This is a genomic window from Vibrio aquaticus, from assembly GCF_003970385.1.
Classification (GTDB): Bacteria; Pseudomonadota; Gammaproteobacteria; order Enterobacterales; family Vibrionaceae; genus Vibrio; species Vibrio aquaticus.
Genome location: NZ_RXZH01000005.1, coordinates 251,822 through 272,709 on the forward strand (window position 1 = coordinate 251,822; position 20,888 = coordinate 272,709).

At 46.0% G+C, this 20,888-nt stretch carries 20 protein-coding genes; all 20 read left to right on the forward strand.

Features of this window, described 5'->3' with window-relative positions; genetic code table 11:
- The 20 genes from nrfC (at window position 1) to fliG (ending at window position 20,877) form a co-directional block, all read left to right on the forward strand.
- Window positions 1-690 carry a cytochrome c nitrite reductase Fe-S protein gene (nrfC, locus tag EJ063_RS13265; protein ID WP_126574756.1) on the forward strand — a complete coding sequence of 230 codons (690 nt, stop codon included), beginning with the start codon at window positions 1-3 and terminating at the stop codon, window positions 688-690.
- Window positions 690-1,661 carry a cytochrome c nitrite reductase subunit NrfD gene (gene nrfD / locus EJ063_RS13270; protein WP_126574757.1) on the forward strand — a complete coding sequence of 324 codons (972 nt, stop codon included), beginning with the start codon at window positions 690-692 and terminating at the stop codon, window positions 1,659-1,661. Before nrfC ends, nrfD begins: the two co-directional genes overlap by 1 nt.
- A gap of 2 nt (window positions 1,662-1,663) precedes the next feature.
- The gene (locus EJ063_RS13275) at window positions 1,664-3,571 is read left to right on the forward strand and encodes a heme lyase CcmF/NrfE family subunit (protein WP_126574758.1); all 1,908 of its coding nucleotides are present in this window, start codon (window positions 1,664-1,666) and stop codon (window positions 3,569-3,571) included.
- Window positions 3,549-4,085 carry a DsbE family thiol:disulfide interchange protein gene (locus tag EJ063_RS13280; protein WP_126574759.1) on the forward strand — a complete coding sequence of 179 codons (537 nt, stop codon included), beginning with the start codon at window positions 3,549-3,551 and terminating at the stop codon, window positions 4,083-4,085. The genes EJ063_RS13275 and EJ063_RS13280 overlap by 23 nt, the downstream gene beginning before the upstream one ends.
- 10 nt (window positions 4,086-4,095) lie before the next feature.
- Complete coding sequence (nrfF, locus tag EJ063_RS13285; RefSeq protein WP_126574760.1) at window positions 4,096-4,530, forward strand: heme lyase NrfEFG subunit NrfF; 435 nt, start codon at window positions 4,096-4,098, stop codon at window positions 4,528-4,530.
- 86 nt (window positions 4,531-4,616) lie between these two features.
- The gene (locus EJ063_RS13290) at window positions 4,617-5,075 is read left to right on the forward strand and encodes a DUF2919 domain-containing protein (protein ID WP_126574761.1); all 459 of its coding nucleotides are present in this window, start codon (window positions 4,617-4,619) and stop codon (window positions 5,073-5,075) included.
- Between the two features lie 81 nt (window positions 5,076-5,156).
- The gene (locus tag EJ063_RS13295; RefSeq protein ID WP_126574762.1) at window positions 5,157-6,059 is read left to right on the forward strand and encodes a Dyp-type peroxidase; all 903 of its coding nucleotides are present in this window, start codon (window positions 5,157-5,159) and stop codon (window positions 6,057-6,059) included.
- Between the two features lie 140 nt (window positions 6,060-6,199).
- Complete coding sequence (locus EJ063_RS13300; RefSeq protein WP_126574763.1) at window positions 6,200-7,333, forward strand: flagellin; 1,134 nt, start codon at window positions 6,200-6,202, stop codon at window positions 7,331-7,333.
- 235 nt (window positions 7,334-7,568) lie between these two features.
- The gene (locus EJ063_RS13305) at window positions 7,569-8,702 is read left to right on the forward strand and encodes a flagellin (RefSeq protein ID WP_126574764.1); all 1,134 of its coding nucleotides are present in this window, start codon (window positions 7,569-7,571) and stop codon (window positions 8,700-8,702) included.
- 226 nt (window positions 8,703-8,928) lie between these two features.
- A complete protein-coding gene (locus EJ063_RS13310; protein ID WP_126574765.1) occupies window positions 8,929-10,062 on the forward strand; it encodes a flagellin in 1,134 nt (377 codons plus the stop codon).
- Between the two features lie 72 nt (window positions 10,063-10,134).
- The gene (gene flaG, locus EJ063_RS13315; protein ID WP_126574766.1) at window positions 10,135-10,563 is read left to right on the forward strand and encodes a flagellar protein FlaG; all 429 of its coding nucleotides are present in this window, start codon (window positions 10,135-10,137) and stop codon (window positions 10,561-10,563) included.
- Between the two features lie 19 nt (window positions 10,564-10,582).
- Window positions 10,583-12,604, forward strand: a complete 2,022-nt coding sequence (gene fliD, locus EJ063_RS13320; protein ID WP_126574767.1) for a flagellar filament capping protein FliD — start codon at window positions 10,583-10,585, stop codon at window positions 12,602-12,604.
- A complete protein-coding gene (locus EJ063_RS13325; protein WP_126574768.1) occupies window positions 12,591-12,914 on the forward strand; it encodes a flagellar protein FliT in 324 nt (107 codons plus the stop codon). The genes fliD and EJ063_RS13325 overlap by 14 nt, the downstream gene beginning before the upstream one ends.
- Window positions 12,915-12,929: 15 nt before the next feature.
- Entirely contained in the window at window positions 12,930-13,340 is a 411-nt protein-coding gene (gene fliS, locus EJ063_RS13330; RefSeq protein ID WP_126574769.1) for a flagellar export chaperone FliS, read from the forward strand.
- Window positions 13,341-13,609: 269 nt separating this feature from the next.
- A complete protein-coding gene (locus EJ063_RS13335) occupies window positions 13,610-15,076 on the forward strand; it encodes a sigma-54 dependent transcriptional regulator (RefSeq protein ID WP_126574770.1) in 1,467 nt (488 codons plus the stop codon).
- Between the two features lie 120 nt (window positions 15,077-15,196).
- Window positions 15,197-16,255 carry a sensor histidine kinase gene (locus EJ063_RS13340; RefSeq protein ID WP_126574771.1) on the forward strand — a complete coding sequence of 353 codons (1,059 nt, stop codon included), beginning with the start codon at window positions 15,197-15,199 and terminating at the stop codon, window positions 16,253-16,255.
- A 2-nt stretch (window positions 16,256-16,257) separates the two neighbouring features.
- Complete coding sequence (locus tag EJ063_RS13345) at window positions 16,258-17,658, forward strand: sigma-54-dependent transcriptional regulator (RefSeq protein WP_126574809.1); 1,401 nt, start codon at window positions 16,258-16,260, stop codon at window positions 17,656-17,658.
- Between the two features lie 95 nt (window positions 17,659-17,753).
- A complete protein-coding gene (gene fliE, locus EJ063_RS13350) occupies window positions 17,754-18,065 on the forward strand; it encodes a flagellar hook-basal body complex protein FliE (RefSeq protein WP_126574772.1) in 312 nt (103 codons plus the stop codon).
- A 15-nt stretch (window positions 18,066-18,080) separates the two neighbouring features.
- Window positions 18,081-19,829: a flagellar basal-body MS-ring/collar protein FliF gene (gene fliF / locus EJ063_RS13355; RefSeq protein WP_126574773.1), complete on the forward strand. Its 1,749-nt coding sequence runs from the start codon at window positions 18,081-18,083 to the stop codon at window positions 19,827-19,829.
- Window positions 19,822-20,877 (forward strand): flagellar motor switch protein FliG, encoded by a 1,056-nt coding sequence (gene fliG, locus EJ063_RS13360; RefSeq protein WP_126574774.1) that lies wholly within the window; start codon window positions 19,822-19,824, stop codon window positions 20,875-20,877. Before fliF ends, fliG begins: the two co-directional genes overlap by 8 nt.
- Window positions 20,878-20,888 lie beyond the last annotated feature (11 nt).

Sequence of the window (20,888 nt, forward strand, 5' to 3'; positions counted from 1 at the left end):
ATGAGCTGTTCTAGACGAAACTTCTTAGCTGGCTCGGGCGCGCTTATCTTTGCTACTGGCGTTGCAGGCACTGCGGTTTTGAATAGTCGTAAATCTTTGGCCAATGTTGAGCACGATGGTAACAAGCTCTACGGCATGATCCACGATGAAACCGCTTGTATTGGTTGTACTGCTTGTACTGAGGCGTGTCGTGAAGTGAACAAGGTGCCAGAGGGTGTCTCTCGCCTTGAGATTATTCGCAGTGAGCCACAAGGTGAGTTCCCAGATGTTGATTACCGTTTTACGCGCAAATCTTGTCAGCATTGTGAAAACCCTCCTTGTGTCTATGTCTGCCCAACAGGCGCAGCATATAAGGATGAGAAAACCGGCATTATCGATGTGCATAAAGATAAGTGTGTTGGCTGCGGCTACTGTTTAGCGGCGTGCCCGTATCAAGTGCGTTTCTTCAATCCAGAAGATCACTCAGCGGATAAATGTAACTTCTGCCGTGACACCAACCTAGCACAAGGCAAATTGCCGGCGTGTGTTGAATCTTGTCCAACTAAGGCGCTGATCTTCGGCGATCTCAACGATCCGAACAGTGAAATTAATCAGGTGCTGAATAGTGAAGTGGTTTACCGAGATAAAGTGCACTTAAGGACTAAGCCTAAGCTGTACAAAGTACCTCATCAGAAAGGGGAGATATCATAATGAATGGTTTTGAAAGTGCATTCCACTTTGACTCTCTGGTGTGGGATTGGATTATCGCTATTTACCTGTTTTTAGCGGGTATGTCGGCGGGGGCGGTGATGATCTCGCTCTACCTGAAGCGAAAAGTGATTGAAGGGGATCCAGCAAATAATGGCATCATGAAAGCGATGGCATGGCTGGCCCCGTTTGGCATCATTTCGGGTTTAACAATTCTTATCTTCCACTTAACCAAACCGTTGTCGTTTTGGAAGATTATGATTTTCTACAACCCGAGCTCAGTAATGTCGATGGGTGTCATCCTATTCCAGGTTTACATGATTGTGCTGTTTATCTGGATTGGGATTCTATTCCGTCATCAAATCATCCGCTTTTGTGAAGGTAAATTGCCAACGAAGTTGCTCGATCTGGTTGATGGAATCTTGATTAAATCAGGCAAGGCCACCAATGGCATTGAACTGTTTTTAGGTTTCCTTGCGATTGTGTTAGCCGCCTATACGGGCTTCCTACTTTCCGCATTAAAAACTTACCCAATGCTGAATAACCCGGTATTGCCGATTTTGTTCTTGTTCTCTAGCCTTTCATCCGGTGCCGCAGCGTGTTTAATGTTCGGTATCTTGGTGTTTAAAGAGCCTGCGACAAGTCCAAGTGTTTCTTGGGTCCACGGCTTTGAGCGCCCAGTTGTGATGTTCGAACTGTTTGTCCTAGTCACCTTCTTTACTGGGCTCATATTCAGTGGCGGTCAGAACGAAGTGGCGGCTTGGAATGCGATTGGTGGCGGGTTCTGGTCGAATTGGTTCTGGTTCGGTGTGGTATTGATCGGTATGTTGCTACCGCTGACGCTCAATGCTGTAACGCCTAAAGCAACGCGCCATAATGGCGGGTATATCTTCATCGTTACCACATTAAGCTTGGTTGGTGTGCTGATGCTGCGTACCTTTATCTTGTACGCAGGGCAGATGACGGTAGTGTAATCATGGTAGGAGAGTTTGGTCATTTTGCGTTAATTTGGATTGCGGTATCGAGCTCACTAAGCTCTGCTTGGTACGGGTGGCAAAAGTGGCGCGGCGGTGATTCAACACTCTCCTTATGCTTAGTTGCTAGGCTTAACGGTGTATTAGCACTGTTGAGCCTTACTATTCTTGGCTACTTATTTATAGCCGATCAATTTCAGTTTCATTATGTCTCTTCTCATTCCAACTCTGCTTTGCCTTTGTTCTACAAAATGGCAGCGGTATGGGGCGGCCATGAAGGCTCGATGTTGTTTTGGGTCTTCACGCTTGCGCTATGGTCAGCGTGCATTAGCTTTATTTCTCATACCAGTAAGCGTTACTTAAATGATGTGTTGTGGGTCATGACACTGTTTGTCGCGGCGTTTAGTTGGTTCACCTTACTTGCCTCTAATCCTTTTGTTTACTCCTCGGTTTGGTTAGAGCAAGGACGAGACTTAAATCCGATGCTTCAAGACATTGGCCTGATTTTTCACCCGCCGCTGCTTTACCTCGGCTATATCGGATTCTCTACAGTGCTGGCGTTTGCCTTAGCAGCCTTAATGCAGCCCAACTATATGAACAATTGGGTGCAACTGGCGACACCGTGGGTGATTTCAGCGTGGCTGTTTTTAACCATGGGAATCTTGGTCGGTTCATGGTGGGCATACAATGAATTAGGGTGGGGAGGCTGGTGGTTCTGGGATCCTGTTGAAAATGCCTCTTTGCTTCCTTGGTTAACAGGGACGGCCTTACTGCACTCAATGCTCGCGACTAAACGTCACCAACAACAAAACCGCACCACATTAGCGCTGGCATTGGTCACGTTCAGCTTAAGTATTCTGGGAACTTTCATTGTGCGCTCTGGGGTTTTGACATCAGTGCATGCCTTTGCGGTTGACCCAAGCAAAGGGGTAGCGCTGCTCGGCATCTTAGCCGCCACCTTAATGGGTTCATTTGCGCTACTTTTTGAACGTGGAGAGTCGATTCAAAGTTCGCCTATTCAAGCGGTTAACGGCCGTAGCTATTTGTCAGTCATGGCAGTGGTGCTATTCGTTATTGCCAGTTTTACCGTTTTTCTCGGCACATTTTACCCAATGGTTTATGAGCTTATCGGGCTTGGTTCGATCTCGGTTGGGGCGCCTTATTTTAATACGTTGTTTTTGCCGCTGACTTTATTGGCGCTTGTCGGGATGGGCTGTGTGCCACTAATGAAATGGCATCGTGGCGCTTACTATTCATTACCCCAAATTGGGGCATTGTTTATCGGCTGTGCGGGTATTGGAGGGTTGCTTTATGCACTGCAAGTCGAACAGCTCTCTTATACCGTGGCGTTGGTATGGGGGTTAAGTGCGTGGGTGTTGGTCAGTCACATGATGTTGGCGGTAAGGCAGGCCAAGCTGACGTTTATGATCCTTGCTCACATTGGACTTGCGATCAGTTGTATCGGCGCTGTGATGAACAGTGAGCACTCATTTGAAGTGAACCATAAAATGTCGGCAGGAAGCACCGCTCAGTTTGGTGAGTGGCAAGTGGACTACCTTGAAACTCAATGGTCGATTGGGCCCAACTATACGGCTGAAACCGCAGTGATTTACTTTGCTACGCCAACCTCAGAGTTTGTGTTGCGTCCTGAGCGTCGACATTACCCCGTTCGAGTGATGAATATGAGCGAACCAGCCATTCGTCCGTTTTGGCATGGAGATTACTACGTGACCCTTGGCAGTAAGGTGGATGCCCACTCTTATGCGGTCAAAATTCAATACAAAGCTTACATTAGTTGGATCTGGTGCGGAGCATTAGTGGCGATGTTGGGCGCATTGGTGAGTGTTATGCTACCTTGGCTGTTGAAACTGAGACGGGGAGTCATTCATGGCGCTATCAAGCAAACGTAAAATTACCCTATTTGTCATAGGCCTGATGGGGTTTATTGGCTTTTTGATTGCGGGGCTTAATTCGCAAACATTTGGGCCTAAATCGAATCCGGTGGTACGTGCTTTTCCTGCGATGACCATTGAGCTATTAGATAACGATTCACCCATGCAAAGCATGCAGTTGTTTAGTCATGATTACCAACTCGTCAACGTCTGGGCGTCTTGGTGCGGTGTTTGCAAACAAGAGCATGCTTACCTCAATCAACTCGAACAATCAGGCGTACCCATCATTGGCTTAAACTATCGTGATCAGCGTTCAGGGGCGCAAAATTACCTCGGTCATCTCGGTAACCCGTACACAGACATCATGTTCGATCCCAAAGGAAAGCTGGCGTTAGATCTCGGTGTTGTGGGCACTCCGGAAACGTACCTAGTCACTAAGCAGGGTGAAATCGTTTATAAGCATCTTGGCGTGTTAAACGAAAGAGTATGGAACAAACATTTTGCCCGCTATTTTGATCAATGGGAAAGCTAAGGTGAATACAATGTTCAACTTTGCGGCGAAATCTCTTCTGTTGTGGCTCGTCTTGTCGGCGAGCGTGTTGGCATCGTCAGATCTGTTTGTGCCTGCTACGTCTGAGCAAAACGCCCAAGTTGAGCTGTTTGAGTTCCAGTCACCCGAGTTGCAGAAAACCGCCATCGAGCTGGCCAAAACGCTTCGTTGCCCACAGTGTCAAAATCAAAATCTCATCGAGTCGAACTCACCGATTGCGAAAGACTTACGTTTAATCGTCTTTGAGAAAATTAACCAAGGTCAGAGTCAGCAACAAGTGATTGATTTTATGACGGCTAGGTATGGTGAGTTTGTGCTTTATAAGCCATCGTTTCGGTCATCGAATGCTTTGCTTTGGTTCGCGCCTTTTATCTTGTTGGTGCTCTTTGTCGGTCTTTCGATAAAACGGATTAAATCGCCTTCCTAACCTTCCTTTCTCTAACAATTTACTGATAGAAAAAAACGTCAATTGGTATAGAGTAATAGCCAGTTTACATCAGCAGTTATTAATCAGTGCGTTACGCTATAGAACAATATGATAAACACGGCTTCCTTAAAGCCCCTAAACTTCTTTGGTTTTGTTGGTTATTTCTGGCAAAAGCATGGATTGTGTTTGTGGTGGCCGGAGCTAGTCGTGAAAGTGGCAGTAAGATCCTGTCGATTGTTTATCCCGACCACACCATGTTGTACCTTGGGTTGGCTATGGGCATTCCCAGTATTGCGTTAATGTGGTTGGTGAATTTACGCAACCCAGAGCGCCAATGGATTAATCGCATTGTTGCGTGGGGTAAAAGCATTACTTTAGTCACGGCGACGCTTCAGCTTTCTCAGGCGGTCTATCATGTGTATCTAGTACATGGTGCATTCAGTTGGGCGAATGGAGCCGTGATGTTACTGCTGCTATGGTTAATTATTTATGTTTCGAAAAGCCGAAGTGTTAGGGACAGTTTTAACAACCCGCCAATGCACTGATCGAAGCAAGCGATGATCGCTATCAATATTTAGAAATTAAAACGAAATACACTGAGCAAAAAATTAAGTGAGGAACTCATAATGTCATACCCTCAAAGCGCAATTCTTCCTGAAGCAGGACCGTTTGCACAATACACTTTATTGAAAGTAAACCAAGACGCTCAAGGCGTTCTCGAACAATTAAAAGCACTTCCTGCGCTGGTTGAAGAACTTAATGCTCAACAACCGGGGGCAGACCTGACTCTATCGATTGCCTTTACTAAAGCATTTTGGCGTCAACTGGATGTGGCAGTACCGAGTGAGTTGATTGATTTCCCTGTTCTTGGTGAAGGCGAGACAGTCGCACCTAGCTCAGATGTTGATGTTTTGATTCACTGCCACTCAAACCGCCATGACTTACACTTCTACCTACTGCGTAAGTTCTTTGCTCAGGTTTCTGAGAGCGTGTCTGTGGTTGATGAAACATACGGCTACCGCTACCTAGATTCACGCGATATGACCGACTTTGTCGATGGCACTGAAAACCCAAAAGAAGCTCAGCGCGAAGAGGTGGCGATCATTCCACAAGGTGAGTTTGCTGGTGGTAGTTACGTTATGGTGCAGCGTTTTATTCATAACCTGCCATCTTGGAACCGCTTGAACGTATCGGCGCAAGAGAAAGTGATTGGTCGTACTAAGCCTGATTCAATCGAATTAGATGACGTGCCAGCGGCTTCTCACGTTGGTCGTGTTGATATTAAAGAAGAAGGCAAAGGCCTTAAGATTGTTCGCCATAGCTTGCCATACGGCAGTGTGTCAGGTGAACACGGCCTGCTGTTTATTGCTTACTGTAATACGCTACACAACTTCAAAGCGATGCTTGAAAGCATGTATGGCGCAACAGATGGCAAAACAGACCAACTGCTTCGCTTTACTAAAGCCGTGACGGGTGCTTACTTCTTTGCCCCATCAGCAGAGATGCTACAGAGCGTAAACGTTAAGTAATACGACTCTGAGTTTTAAAGACTCGAATTATAAAAATGTAAACCGAAGCCATGTGCTTCGGTTTTTTTATGCGATTTCGATTAAAGAATTAACGACTTGGCCGATACAAAGAGTAATCGAAAGAAGGATCAAAACTCATTATGGCCATCACTGTTAATACTAATGTCTCAGCAATGACTGCGCAGCGTCACTTGACCAATGCGACAGATTTGCTCAACCAGTCGTTAGAAAGGCTGTCGTCAGGCAATCGTATTAATAGTGCAAAAGATGATGCAGCCGGTCTGCAAATCTCTAATCGCCTAGAATCGCAAATGCGTGGTCTAGATGTGGCAATGCGAAATGCCAACGACGGGATTTCAATCATGCAAACCGCTGAAGGTGCCATGAGCGAAACCACCAACATCTTACAGCGAATGCGCGATCTTTCTTTACAGTCTTCCAATGGATCGAACAGTCGTGCTGAGCGTGTTGCACTTCAAGAAGAAATGAGTGCTTTAAACGATGAATTGAACAGAATTGCTGAAACGACCTCTTTTGGTGGTCGAAAATTGCTCAATGGTTCGTTTTCATCCTCTTCTTTTCAAATAGGTGCCAGTTCCGGTGAAGCGGTTCAAGTATCGCTGAAGAACATGCGTTCTGACAGTTTAGATATGGGCGGATTTAGTTACGTGGCCGCAAATAAAGCGGATGACTCGTGGCAAGTATCGCAAGGAAATGCAGACCTCACTATGCAATACACCAATGCAAGGGGTGACCAAGAGACGATTTCCATTACGGCAAAGGTCGGTGACGATATAGAAGAACTTGCCACCTACATTAATGGCCAAACCGATAAGGTGTCAGCCTCAGTGAATGAAGATGGGCAGCTGCAAATCTTTATGGCAGGTGAAGAAACGTCAGGAACCATTAGCTTTTCTGGCGGGTTATCATCACAGCTAGGGTTAAGTCTCGCAGGTTATGAAGCGGTTGATAATATAGATATTACCGATGTCGGTGGCGCTCAGCGAGCGGTGTCGGTCATTGATACTGCGCTTAAATATGTAGATAGTCATCGCGCAGAACTTGGTGCCATGCAAAATCGCTTTAATCACGCAATTAACAATCTAGGCAATGTGAACGAGAACCTCTCTGCCTCTAATAGCCGTATTAAAGATACCGACTACGCCAAAGAAACCACGCAAATGGTGAAGCAACAGATCTTACAACAAGTAAGTACGTCGATACTGGCGCAGGCAAAACAGCAACCTAATCTCGCGATAACATTATTAGGCTAATTCAAGGCAAGAGAGCGTTATCGACAGCCAAAGTGAAAGCTTTAGCAAAAAAATGACTTTATTGACCTTTAATCACGCTTTTCTCTTCAAACGAACTTTTTTCAAAAAAAACTTAAAAAAAAACTCAAGGTTTTCAAAATTGCGCCGTTAATAAATGTAACTTTTGAGAGAACTACTTTGGTTTTCCGAGACGTCGGAAACCGGAAACATCGGAAAATCAAACGGAGAAATCACCATGGCAGTGAATGTAAATACAAACGTATCAGCAATGACAGCACAGCGTTACCTAAACAGCGCAACTAATGCTCAACAAACATCAATGGAGCGTTTGTCATCTGGTTCTAAGATCAACAGCGCTAAAGACGATGCAGCGGGTCTTCAAATCTCTAACCGCTTAAACGTACAAAGCCGTGGTCTAGACGTTGCTGTACGTAACGCGAACGACGGTATCTCTATCGCGCAGACTGCTGAAGGTGCGATGAATGAGACAACCAACATCCTACAACGTATGCGTGACCTATCACTACAGTCTGCGAACGGTTCAAACTCAAAATCTGAGCGTGTAGCGATTCAAGAAGAAGTAACAGCACTTAACGACGAACTTAACCGTATCGCTGAAACAACTTCATTTGGTGGTAACAAACTACTAAACGGCACGTTCGGCACTAAATCAATGCAGATTGGTGCAGATAACGGTGAAGCAGTGATGCTTTCTCTAAACAACATGCGTTCAGATGACTCTAAGATGGGTGGTCAGAGCTTCCAAGCTGCAAACGCGAAAGACTCTAACTGGACAGTAGCTGCAGGCGCTAACGACCTAACCGTTAACTTAACTGACACAGATGGTACGGCTCAAACTATCACTATCAACGCGAAAGAAGGCGACGATATTGAAGAACTCGCAACATACATCAACGGTCAAACTGACATGGTTAAAGCGTCAGTAAACGAAGATGGTCAACTACAAGTGTTTGCTGGTGCAGATAAAGTAGACGGTGCAGTATCATTCTCTGGTGGTCTAGCGGGTGAACTAGCAATGGGCGCAGCGGCTCAAGTTACGGTTGATACTATTGACGTAACATCGGTAGGTGGAGCTCAAGAGTCAGTTGCAATCGTTGACGCCGCACTTAAAAACGTAGATAGCCACCGTGCTGAACTGGGTGCATTCCAGAACCGCTTCAACCACGCTATCAACAACTTAGACAACATCAACGAAAACGTGAACGCGTCTAAGAGCCGAATCAAAGACACTGACTTCGCGAAAGAAACAACGGCAATGACTAAGTCGCAAATTCTTTCTCAAGCATCAAGCTCGATTCTTGCTCAAGCGAAGCAGGCACCAAACTCGGCACTAAGCCTACTAGGCTAATAAGCCACACTTTAAAGAATCCAGCTTCGGCTGGATTTTTTTTGCCTATCAAAAGACGATCTTCATCACGTTTCATACAGACATAAAAGAAAAAGCCAAATTAATTTAAATTTTTTCCTAAAGGTATTTTTCTACTCGCCGTTAAAGGATTGAGAGAAATGAGATGTGCCAAAGTGAGGTGAGAGACACCGAGGCACATCGCCCTTAATGCCGAAGGAGATCAAATATGGCAATTAATGTAAACACGAACGTGTCTGCAATGACCGCACAGCGTTACCTAAACGGTGCGACTGACGGCATGCAGAAATCGATGGAGCGTTTATCTTCAGGTTATAAAATCAACAGTGCACGAGATGACGCTGCTGGTTTACAAATTTCTAACCGCTTAAACTCACAAAGCCGTGGTTTAGACATGGCTGTAAAAAATGCCAATGATGGTATCTCTATTGCTCAAACCGCTGAAGGTGCGATGAATGAGACAACCAACATACTTCAACGTATGCGTGATTTGGCACTCCAATCTTCAAACGGTTCTAACTCCCGTGGTGAGCGTATTGCTATCCAAGAAGAAGTGACTGCGCTTAATGATGAACTTAACCGTATCGCAGAAACCACCTCTTTTGGTGGTAACAAACTTCTAAATGGTACGTACGGTAGCCAATCTTTCCAAATCGGCGCAAGCTCGGGTGAAGCGGTTCAGCTAACCATGGGTAACATGCGTTCAGACACCACTGAGATGGGCGGTAAAGCTTACGTTGCTACGGCTGGTAAAACACCAGACTGGCAAGTGCAAGCCGGGGCGACGGATCTAACACTGGACTATACTGATGTACATGGTGATGTGCAGAGCCTCACCATTAATGCAAAGGCTGGCGATGATTTAGAGCAGCTTGCAACGTACATTAACGGTCAAAGTGAAGATGTAAAAGCGTCTGTAGGCGAAGAGGGTAAATTACAACTTTTCGCAGCTTCAAATAAAGTTGCAACAGATGTCACTATTGGTGGTGGTTTAGGTGGCGAAATTGGTTTCGGTGCAGCAGAGCAGCGTACTGTTGCTGATGTAGACGTAACGACAGTTGCGGGTTCTCAGCTAGCAGTTTCTGTGATTGATGGTGCATTGAAAACTGTTGATAGCCAACGTGCTGAACTGGGTGCTTTCCAAAACCGTTTTGGTCATGCAATCAGCAATCTAGACAACATTAACGAGAACGTTAACGCGTCTCGTAGTCGAATTGTTGATACAGACTATGCGAAGGAAACTACTGCAATGACGAAATCGCAAATTCTTCAACAAGCGAGTACGTCAATTTTAGCACAGGCGAAGCAGTCTCCGTCGGCAGCACTTAGCTTACTAGGTTAACCGATAGGTCCGATAGGAGCTTATTGGGACAACATAAATGTTGTGACCTGCTAAGGTGGAAGGGAGATCGTCATGGAAATACCATCCTACACATCGAACGTCCAGCCTTATGGCTCAGAAAGTGGCACTAAAGTTGCTTACAAGTATGGTGGTGTACAGCAAGTTTCCTCTCAGAAGGAGCAAGTCTCTACATCGGAAATCAGTGAAAAGGCAACTCAATCTGTTGAAAAAGCGATAGAAGCTTCGAAAGAACGTGAAACGCTAAACAGAGCAGAGAGAGAACGCATTGTTGAAGAGATGAACAGTTTTATCTCTTCGATCAATAAAGGCCTTTCATTCCGAGTGGACGAAGAGTCCGGTAGAGATGTTGTAACTATCTATGAAGCGGATACTGGCGATATAATTCGTCAGATTCCAGACGAGGAAATGTTGGAGATCCTGCGTCGGTTGAGAGAACAGACTGCCCGTTATTCATCGGGGTTGTTCAATCAATCGGTGTAATCGTACTTGAGGTGAGTGAATGAGTTTTGGGCCAATAGGCATGAATTCTGGCATGGACATCAATTCCATGGTCAGCAAAATTGTGGATGCGGAGCGCGTACCTAAGCAGCAGCGCATCAACAATGAGCAGACTAAAATTGATTCTAGTATCAGTGCCTATGGTCGGCTCAGAGAGTCGCTGGATACGATGAAGAACTTGATGGCGAGCTTTCGTCAAGAGAAAGCTTTCGCCGCAAGAACAGTGGAATCAACCGATGAAGCTGTCGTATCTGCAACGGCAACCACAGAAGCTATCGCTGGTCGCTATGCGATCGATGTGTTGCAGCTTGCCCAAAGTCATAAAATTGCCTCTGATGTTTTACCTGAAGATGCAAAATTTGGCCCGGGTAAGCTGCAGGTTTCGCTTGGAGACAAATCGTTCTCCGTAGATGTACAACAAAACTCAAAGCTGATTGATGTCGTGCGTGGTATCAATGGCAGCAAATCGAATCCTGGTGTTCGAGCCGCTGTGATCAACGATACAGAAGGTCCTCGCCTTATCGTTGCATCCAATAAATCTGGTCAAAGTAACGACATCTCAATGACTGTCGATGCGAAACCGGGTGATTCCCTCAAGCTGCTCGAATACAAAACACTTGAACAACGCGTCAAAGATCTAGAGCGTGCTCGGGCATCCGCTCAAGAACTTCTATCCCCACTCAATGCTGATGAACAGCTGCTTGCCGATAAAATCGCCCAGCGTAATATCGATGCGGCAAAACTTGTCGATCAAGAAATTGCCGATGCCTCCAAGCAAGCGGCAATTAATGCCGATCCCAATGCGGCGAAAGAAGCCACCCCAGGCAATGAAATGTCAAAAGGGGCCACGGCGGCAGCAGCGCAAGCGGGTATTGATGCCAATAAATACCTAAAACCTGAAGAGCGTATTCCAGGTTGGACGCCGACCGCATCAGGTACGTTACTCGATTCTTATTGGGAGCCTGAACCGCAACTTGATGCCAAAGCGCAAGAGAAAATGCCTGATATTCCAGGCTGGTCGAATAGCGCATCCGGGACATTGACTGATTCATACGTGACGCCAAAAGAAGCGCAGGCTAAATTGGATGCAGAGAAAGCTCGCGTCGAACAAGGCTTCGTTGATCAAAGAGCTTCCTTGAAACTGCGTGTTGCATCCGGTGAATTGACACCCGAACAGGCGAAAGAGCTAGAACGAGCAAACCTGCCAGCAGATGAGCGAGAATATCTAGAGCGTATTGATAAAGCGCAGGCTGACCTAAAAGCGGCACAACGTTCATTTGATACCTACCGCGGTATGACAGAAGTTCAAACGGCGCAAGACTCGAAAGTGATGCTCGATGGCGTAGCTCAGTTATCCAGTGATAACAACATCATTGAAGATGCCATTGATGGTGTTGATTTGACACTGAAAGGCAGGACAGAAAGAGGTAAGCCAGCCTCGGAGATTGATATTGAATACGATCGCCCAGGGGTAAGGGAAGACATAGAGCAGTTTGTCGCAGCGTATAACCAGTTTTTTCAAGTCTCAAAAGAGCTTGGCAGTGTTGACCCAAGAACGGGCATGGCTGGGCCACTGTCCGGTGACAGCATTGTAAGAAGTGCAGACTCTCGCTTGAAAGCCGTCTTCTCCTCACGCGTTGAGCCTGCACCAGAAGATCTTAAAACACTGACTGAGTTCGGCATTACCACGACGCGTCAGGGTAATTTAGAAATTAACTATGAGATGCTTGATCGCCAGCTCAACAACAACTTCAATAAACTTGAAGATTTCTTTGGTGGCAATCAAGGCTTCGCTAAAAAAGTGGAAGATGCAATACAAGGCCTGACCGGTGTGACTGGATCAATCCGCAGCCGTGAGCGAAGCTTAGTTGAGCGCAATTACCGTTTAGAAGATGATCAAGTGGCACTCGATCGCCGTATGGATAATTTGGAAAAACGTACCCACGCCAAATTTACGGCAATGCAAGACGCCACAAGCAAAATGCAGACTCAACTAGCAGGAATGATGAATGCCCTGGGATAAAGATTTTGAAGCAAACCTAGCGTTGCTTGTAGATCTAGATCACAAAATCTGTGAAACTCTTTCAGCACCAGAAATAAATGCTGAAGAAGTTGTGCAATTTGTCGATACAAGGGAACAGATATTGCAAAAGCTGTTAGCGGCAATCGCAGAATATCCGCAACTGCAGCAAACACGACAGTGGCAGGATACGGTCAAACAGACTCAAGCTGTTGTCGAGTTGATGCAAAACAAGACTGATGAACTCGGAATGGCACTACAAAAATTTCGCCATGGCAAGCGGTCAGTTCAGCAGTACCAAAAGTTTTTATAGATTAAGAGGGTTATCATGCGTGGTTCATTACAGGCTTACAAGAAGGTATCAGTTGATAGCCAACTAAGTGCTGCCTCCCCACATAAGATCGTCCAAATGTTGATGGCAGGTGCCATCGAGCGCTTGATTCAGGGGAAAGCAGCAATGCAGGCTGGCAACATTCCAATGAAAGGCGAGCGTTTAGGCAAAGCTCTCGATATTATTATCAGTCTACGTAGCTGCCTATCTATGGATGATGGTGGTGATATCGCTAGCAACCTTGATCAATTGTATGAGTTCATGATTACTCAAATCACGGAAGCGAACCATCAAAATAATCCGCAACCGCTCGACGATGTTATCGACATTATTCGCGAGATTAAAACAGCGTGGGATCAAATTCCAAACGAGTACCATAACCTGACGGCAAGTGACGTAGGTTTATAAAATTATCATTAAGCAAATGATTGATTTGTGAGAAGTGTAAGCATTTTCCCCAGATTGATGAATCTTGCTTTGGGTTAACATCACATCAAGTAATTGCTTGGTTGCCTTATTTTTTTTTTAAAATAGAATAGAAAGCCACGAATAGCCTAGTGGCTTTTTTTGTTGCTGAAATTTTTAGCGTAACGAATTAACTCAACTATATTTAGTGGGTGACGTTAGCATCTTTATCCAGCCACACCGTTTTATTGAAAAGGCAAGCAATCTCACCTATGCAGGGTTTAACAAAGCTACTTGTGATTGAAGACGATGCACAGGCACGGATCAATCTTAGTAATATTTTAGAATTTGTCGGGGAACAGTGCGAAGCGATCAGCTCTGATCAACTGGACGATCTTAATTGGTCTTCGGTATGGGCTGGCTGTATTTTGGGTTCTCTTAAAGACAATAAGTTATCGACCAAGCTGAGTGACAAGTTATTTCAGGCTAATCATATCCCGCTGCTTATTGCCGGAAAGCATTCCTATCCAGTTGAAGAACTAACAAACTATGTTGGTGAGCTGGAATATCCTCTTAATTATCCGCAACTCAGCGAAGCGTTACGCCATTGTAAAGACTTCCTTGGTCGTAAAGGGGTCAACGTCCCTTCATCGACACGTAAAAATACCTTGTTCCGTAGCTTAGTTGGTCAAAGCCACGGGATAAAAGAAGTCCGACATCTTATTGAGCAAGTTTCAGGCACTGAAGCCAATGTCCTTATTTTAGGCGAGTCTGGTACTGGCAAAGAAGTTGTGGCACGCAATATTCACTATCATTCAGAGCGTCGTAAAGGTCCATTTGTACCGATCAACTGTGGTGCGATCCCACCCGATCTTCTTGAAAGTGAACTGTTTGGTCACGAGAAAGGGGCATTCACTGGCGCAATCACTGCCCGTAAAGGCCGTTTTGAATTGGCACAAGGTGGTACGCTATTTCTTGATGAAATTGGTGATATGCCGATGCCAATGCAGGTTAAGCTGCTGCGCGTGCTTCAGGAACGTTGCTTTGAACGTGTGGGTGGCAACACCACCATACGTGTTGATGTGCGAGTGATTGCAGCGACGCACCGAAATTTAGAAAACATGATCTCCGATGAGTCGTTCCGCGAGGATCTGTATTATCGACTGAATGTTTTCCCAATTGAGATGCCAGCTCTGCGCGATCGTATTGAAGATATTCCATTGCTTCTGCAAGAATTGATGACGCGAATGGAGTCAGAAGGTGCGCAGCCAATCTGCTTCACACCAAGGTCGATTAATTCACTTACTGAGCATGACTGGCCAGGCAATGTGCGTGAATTGGCGAACTTAGTCGAGCGCATGATTATCCTATACCCAAATAGTTTGGTAGATGTTAACCACTTACCAACTAAGTACCGTTATAGTGACATTCCTGAGTTCCAGCCTGAATACCATGCTACGGAGTCAGTTGAAGAGCAAGAGCGCGATGCGCTGCAGGATCTGTTCGCTGAAGACTTTAGCTTGGGCTCAACAGATCTCTTCCCAGAGAGTGACAATGCGCCTCAGAACCTTCCGCCGGAGGGGGTAAACTTGAAAGAGATGTTGGCCGACCTTGAAGTCAATATGATCAATCAAGCTCTAGAAGCGCAAGGTGGTGTTGTTGCAAGGGCTGCAGACATGCTTGGGATGCGTCGAACCACCTTAGTCGAGAAAATGCGAAAGTACAATTTGAACCGCTAAGCGCAGAAAGTTTGACTGTCAAAATTCCGACTTAGCGTTAACTTGTTGAAATGTATAACAAATAGCCTGGTATGCTTGTTGCATGGCAGGCTATTGTAGTTTTTAAGGTAAAATTTCGTCATGCATTCATCATCACAGGCCGATAACCCTATGCCATTAGGTACATTAGAACAACAAGTCGAACGTTATCAGCAGGTGCTCGATGTCATGCCAGCCGGTGTTATATTGTTGGATACACAGGGTGTGGTTCAAGAAGCAAACCCAGAAGCCCAACGACTGCTTGAAATTCCATTAGCTGGAGAAAAGTGGTTCGAGATCATCCAACAAGCGTTTGCACCACGTGAAGACGATGGTCATGAAATCTCACTACGAAATGGGCGTAAAGTTCGTTTAGCCATTTCCGCTTCAACCACAGGCCAGCTTATCCTTATCACTGATTTAACAGAGACACGCTTGTTACAGTCTCGTATCAGTGATTTACAGCGCCTTTCTTCCTTAGGGCGTATGGTTGCGTCGCTGGCACACCAAGTTCGTACTCCGCTGTCGAGTGCTATGCTTTATGCGTCAAACTTAGGAGCGCCAAATTTACCACCGGCTACTAAAGATCGCTTTCAAACCAAACTTATGGACCGTTTGCACGATCTAGAAAAGCAAGTGAATGACATGCTTCTGTTTGCGAAAGGCGGTGACAATAAGGTGGTTAAGCCATTTTCGATCGCTGATTTGGTTGCTGAGTACTCACCAATGGTGGAGACCGCGCTTAAAAACAACCAGATTGACTACTTTCTAGAAGTGGAAGAAGAAGAGACGGTCCTGCTTGGTAATGCCAATGCAATTGCATCTGCCCTGAGTAATTTGGTGATGAATGCGGTGCAAATCGCGGGTAAAGCGTCGCAAGTGGATGTTTTCTTCCGCCCAGTAAACGGTGAGCTCAAAATCTCGGTCCAAGATAGCGGTCCGGGTGTGCCCAAAGAGCTGCAGAACAAAATTATGGAACCTTTCTTTACGACTCGCTCTCAAGGTACAGGCCTTGGTTTAGCGGTGGTTCAAATGGTGTGCCGTGCACACGATGGAAGGTTAGAACTGATTTCAGAAGAGGGCGACGGTGCGTGTTTTACGATGTGCATTCCACTCGAACGCGCTTCTTCCTCTGAACACAATGCAATGACTGGAGAATAATGATGGCTCAAAGCAAGGTACTAATCGTAGAAGATGATGAAGGTCTACGCGAAGCGCTTGTTGATACCTTAGCTCTTGCTGGCTATGAGTGGCTAGAAGCAGACAGTGCTGAAGATGCCCTTGTTAAGCTAAAGTCAAACAGCGTTGATATCGTTGTCTCAGACGTGCAAATGGCAGGCATGGGCGGCTTGGCGCTACTCAGAAACATTAAGCAGCACTGGCCAAATCTTCCGGTATTGTTAATGACCGCTTATGCGAATATCGAAGATGCGGTATCTGCAATGAAAGACGGTGCGATTGACTACATGGCAAAGCCGTTTGCGCCAGAAGTATTACTGAATATGGTCAGCCGTTATGCACCAGTGAAATCTGATGATAATGGTGACGCGGTCGTTGCAGACGAGAAAAGTATTAAACTCTTGGCCTTAGCCGACAAAGTGGCGAAGACTGACGCTAGTGTGATGGTGCTTGGCCCAAGCGGTTCAGGTAAAGAGGTAATGTCTCGTTACATTCACAATGCTTCAAACCGCAAAGATGGCCCTTTTGTTGCGATCAACTGTGCTGCGATTCCAGATAACATGCTAGAAGCGACCCTATTTGGTTACGAAAAAGGCGCATTTACAGGTGCGGTTCAGGCGTGCCCGGGTAAGTTTGAGCAAGCACAAGGCGGTACCATCTTACTGGATGAAATCAGTGAAATGGATCTGAGCCTTCAAGCGAAACTGCTGCGTGTTCTGCAAGAACGTGAGGTAGAGCGCTTGGGTAGCCGTAAGAGCATTAAGCTTGATGTTCGCGTATTGGCGACCAGTAACCGAGACTTGAAACAATACGTTCAAGAAGGCAACTTCCGCGAAGATTTGTATTACCGTCTTAACGTTTTCCCAATTGCGTGGCCTGCATTGTGTGAACGTCAGGGAGACATTGCTCCGCTGGCGAAACACCTAGTAGAAAGGCACTGTCAAAAATTGGGAATGCCCGTCCCACAAGTGTCAGAGCAAGCGATCGCTAAGCTTCTTGCGTACCCTTGGCCGGGTAATGTGCGTGAACTGGATAACGTGGTGCAACGTGCGCTTATCTTAAGTGAAAACGGCAACATCGATTCTGACCATATCTTACTAGAAGGTTTAGATTGGCAAGACGCATCAAGCCTACAAGTGGCGGTCGAGTCTGGTGATGCTGTTGTTCCTACTGTGAAACCGGTAGCGGAAGTGACGAAAACACCGTCAGCAAGCGCAGGTTTAGGCGGTGAATTGCGTGATCAAGAGTACGCAATTATCCTAGAAACATTAGAAGAGTGTAATGGTCGCCGTAAAGAAATGGCTGAGAAGCTTGGCATCAGCCCTAGAACGCTGCGCTATAAGTTAGCGAAAATGCGAGATGCTGGGATTGATATTCCTAATTAACGTGTTATTTTGCACAGCGAATGACGTGGCACGGGGATTGCAGCGTCATTAATCTAGCGATAATTTAAGTCAAAGAGTTGACTACTGAGGTTTTGATGAGAATTGATGGTTTTCAAAGCGAAATGCAAGCAATGATGTTTGAAGCGACAGGCACTCGCCCAGCCGCGACCGGTCAAACGGTAGGCGCTGACTTCGGTCAACTGCTGAACAACGCCATTAATAACGTCAATAGCCTATCTAAAGCGTCTGGTGACTTACAAATGCGTTTCGACCGTGGTGACGCTGATGTTTCTTTATCAGACGTTATGATTGCTAGAAACAAGTCTAGTGTCGCATTCGAAGCTACAATTCAAGTACGCAACAAACTTGTTGAGTCGTACAAAGAATTGATGAATATGCCGGTTTAATTTAGGTAAGTATCTGTGGCAGAGCAAAACCCATCAACAGACCTGACTGTTTCTGATAGTGGCGCTGATAGCACAATGCTAGCGACTTCAGATTTAGACTCGGATGTGCAAAATCCAGATTTGGATGAGAAAAGCAGTTCTAAGTTTGATATGGCGGTTGGGGATCTCGATCTTCTTCGTCAGGTCGTTCTCGTCCTTTCCATTTCTATCTGTGTTGCTTTAATCGTGATGCTATTTTTCTGGGTAAAAGAGCCAGAAATGCGTCCCCTTGGCGCTTATGAAACAGAAGAACTCATCCCTGTTCTTGATTACCTCGATCAGCAGAAACTCGATTACAAACTGGATGGCAACACCATCTTAGTACCCGCTAACGAATACAACACGCTGAAGCTTGATATGGTTCGAGCGGGCTTAAACCAAGAGAAGCACGCCGGTGACGATATTCTTTTGCAAGATATGGGGTTTGGTGTTTCTCAACGCCTAGAACAAGAACGCCTGAAACTCAGCCGTGAGCGTCAGCTAGCGAAAGCCATCGAAGAGATGAAGCAAGTTCGTAAAGCGCGTGTTCTACTGGCACTGCCAAAACAAAGTGTGTTTGTTCGCCATAATCAAGAAGCATCGGCTTCCGTGTTTCTGACACTCAAAACAGGCAATAACCTCAAACAAGAAGAAGTTGACTCAGTCGTTGATATGGTCGCCAGTGCTGTTCCGGGTATGAAAACGAACCGCATTACCGTGACCGACCAGCATGGTCGACTGCTTAGCTCTGGTTCACAAGATCCAGCCTCTGCTGCTCGTCGTAAAGAGCATGAATTAGAGCGAAAACAAGAACAAGCACTGCGCGAAAAAATTGACTCTGTGCTGATCCCTATTTTGGGCTTTGGTAATTACACCGCTCAGGTGGATATCGAGCTCGACTTCAGTGCGGTTGAACAGACACGTAAAAGCTTTGACCCAAACACGCCATCAACTCGTAGCGAATACACGCTTGAAGATTACAATAACGGCAGTGTAGTTGCTGGTGTACCGGGCGCGTTAAGTAATCAACCGCCTGCAGATGCCTCTATTCCTCAAGATGTGGCACAAATGAAAGATGGGTCGTTAATGGGCCAAGGGTCTGTGCACAAAGAAGCGACTCGTAATTTTGAATTAGATACCACAATCAGCCATGAACGTCGTCAGACTGGTATTGTGAATCGCCAAACGGTGGCCGTGGCCGTCAAGAACCGAGCGATGGTTAACCCTGAAACCGGTGAGACAAGTTATCAACCTCTTTCTGAAGCTGAACTAAGCTCTATTAAACAGTTGTTGATCGGTACGGTTGGTTTTAGCGAAGCACGTGGTGATTTACTGAATGTTCTAAGCATGCAGTTTGCGGTTCCTGAAACAGAAGTGTTGGCGGATGTGCCAATCTGGGAACACCCAAATTTCAACGATTGGATTCGTTGGTTTGCAAGTGCCTTGGTCATCATTGTGGTTGTGCTTGTTCTGGTTCGCCCAGCGATGAAGAAACTGCTCAACCCAGCTTCGGATGAGGACGATGATCAGCTATACGGCCCAGATGGTCTGCCAATTGGTGCGGATGGCGAAACCAGCCTTATCGGTGGTGATTTAGATGGTGGTGAGTTATTTGAGTTCGGTTCGAGTATCGACTTACCTAACTTGCATAAAGATGAAGATGTGTTGAAAGCGGTTCGTGCACTGGTGGCTAACGAACCTGAGCTTGCAGCACAAGTAGTGAAGAATTGGATGCAGGATGCCTAACGAATTAGTTCCACAGGAAGAGGGCGGTGAGGTAACAGAAAACACCGTGGATATAGAAAATATTCCAGGCGAAGAGCGTGCAGCTATCCTATTGCTGAGTCTTAACGAGGAAGATGCCGCTGGTATTATTCGCCACCTTGAACCTAAACAGGTTCAACGCGTTGGTAGTGCTATGGCGCGTGCTGCTGACTTAAGCCAAGACAAAGTGGGTGCGGTTCACCGTGCCTTTTTAGAAGATATTCAGAAGTACACCAACATCGGTATGGGCAGCGAAGACTTTATGCGTAACGCATTAGTTGCCGCTCTTGGTGAAGATAAGGCCAATAACCTTGTTGACCAAATCCTGTTGGGTACGGGGTCGAAAGGTCTCGATTCGTTGAAATGGATGGATCCTCGTCAGGTTGCGAGCATCATCATCAACGAACACCCTCAGATCCAAACCATCGTTCTTTCTTATCTAGAACCGGATCAGTCTGCTGAGATACTGTCTCAATTTGCAGAGCGTGACCGTCTCGACTTGATGATGCGTATTGCCAACCTTGAAGAAGTTCAGCCATCTGCTTTGGCAGAGCTAAACGAAATCATGGAGAAACAGTTTGCGGGTCAAGCAGGTGCTCAAGCAGCCAAAATTGGTGGCCTGAAAGCAGCGGCGGAAATCATGAACTACATGGACAACAATGTTGAAGGTGTACTCATGGAGCAGATTCGCGATCAAGACGAAGACATGGCAACGCAGATCCAAGATCTTATGTTCGTCTTCGAGAACCTTATCGAAGTGGACGACCAAAGTATTCAAAAATTGCTGCGTGACGTACCACAAGATGCGCTGCAACGTGCACTTAAAGGTGCAGATGATGGTCTACGTGAGAAGATCTTCAAGAATATGTCTAAACGTGCTGCTGAGATGATGCGTGATGACCTTGAAGCGATGCCACCAATTAAGGTGTCTGACGTGGAAGCGGCACAGAAAGAAGTGCTGGCAATTGCACGACGCATGGCTGACTCTGGCGAGTTGATGCTAGGTGGCGGTGCGGATGAGTTCTTATAACCGAAATTATT

What these genes read in the sequence shown, in the direction of transcription:
- EJ063_RS13275 (WP_126574758.1), top strand. Translation starts at nt 1,664, where the DNA reads ATGGTAGGAGAGTTTGGTCATTTTGCGTTAATTTGGATTGCGGTATCG.
- fliS (WP_126574769.1), top strand. Translation starts at nt 12,930, where the DNA reads ATGCGTGGTTCATTACAGGCTTACAAGAAGGTATCAGTTGATAGCCAA.
- fliG (WP_126574774.1), top strand. Translation starts at nt 19,822, where the DNA reads ATGCCTAACGAATTAGTTCCACAGGAAGAGGGCGGTGAGGTAACAGAA.
- EJ063_RS13335 (WP_126574770.1), top strand. Translation starts at nt 13,610, where the DNA reads ATGCAGGGTTTAACAAAGCTACTTGTGATTGAAGACGATGCACAGGCA.
- EJ063_RS13295 (WP_126574762.1), top strand. Translation starts at nt 5,157, where the DNA reads ATGTCATACCCTCAAAGCGCAATTCTTCCTGAAGCAGGACCGTTTGCA.
- EJ063_RS13310 (WP_126574765.1), top strand. Translation starts at nt 8,929, where the DNA reads ATGGCAATTAATGTAAACACGAACGTGTCTGCAATGACCGCACAGCGT.
- EJ063_RS13305 (WP_126574764.1), top strand. Translation starts at nt 7,569, where the DNA reads ATGGCAGTGAATGTAAATACAAACGTATCAGCAATGACAGCACAGCGT.
- flaG (WP_126574766.1), top strand. Translation starts at nt 10,135, where the DNA reads ATGGAAATACCATCCTACACATCGAACGTCCAGCCTTATGGCTCAGAA.
- EJ063_RS13325 (WP_126574768.1), top strand. Translation starts at nt 12,591, where the DNA reads ATGCCCTGGGATAAAGATTTTGAAGCAAACCTAGCGTTGCTTGTAGAT.
- EJ063_RS13300 (WP_126574763.1), top strand. Translation starts at nt 6,200, where the DNA reads ATGGCCATCACTGTTAATACTAATGTCTCAGCAATGACTGCGCAGCGT.
- nrfF (WP_126574760.1), top strand. Translation starts at nt 4,096, where the DNA reads ATGTTCAACTTTGCGGCGAAATCTCTTCTGTTGTGGCTCGTCTTGTCG.
- nrfC (WP_126574756.1), top strand. Translation starts at nt 1, where the DNA reads ATGAGCTGTTCTAGACGAAACTTCTTAGCTGGCTCGGGCGCGCTTATC.
- EJ063_RS13280 (WP_126574759.1), top strand. Translation starts at nt 3,549, where the DNA reads ATGGCGCTATCAAGCAAACGTAAAATTACCCTATTTGTCATAGGCCTG.
- fliE (WP_126574772.1), top strand. Translation starts at nt 17,754, where the DNA reads ATGAGAATTGATGGTTTTCAAAGCGAAATGCAAGCAATGATGTTTGAA.
- nrfD (WP_126574757.1), top strand. Translation starts at nt 690, where the DNA reads ATGAATGGTTTTGAAAGTGCATTCCACTTTGACTCTCTGGTGTGGGAT.
- fliD (WP_126574767.1), top strand. Translation starts at nt 10,583, where the DNA reads ATGAGTTTTGGGCCAATAGGCATGAATTCTGGCATGGACATCAATTCC.
- EJ063_RS13345 (WP_126574809.1), top strand. Translation starts at nt 16,258, where the DNA reads ATGGCTCAAAGCAAGGTACTAATCGTAGAAGATGATGAAGGTCTACGC.
- EJ063_RS13340 (WP_126574771.1), top strand. Translation starts at nt 15,197, where the DNA reads ATGCATTCATCATCACAGGCCGATAACCCTATGCCATTAGGTACATTA.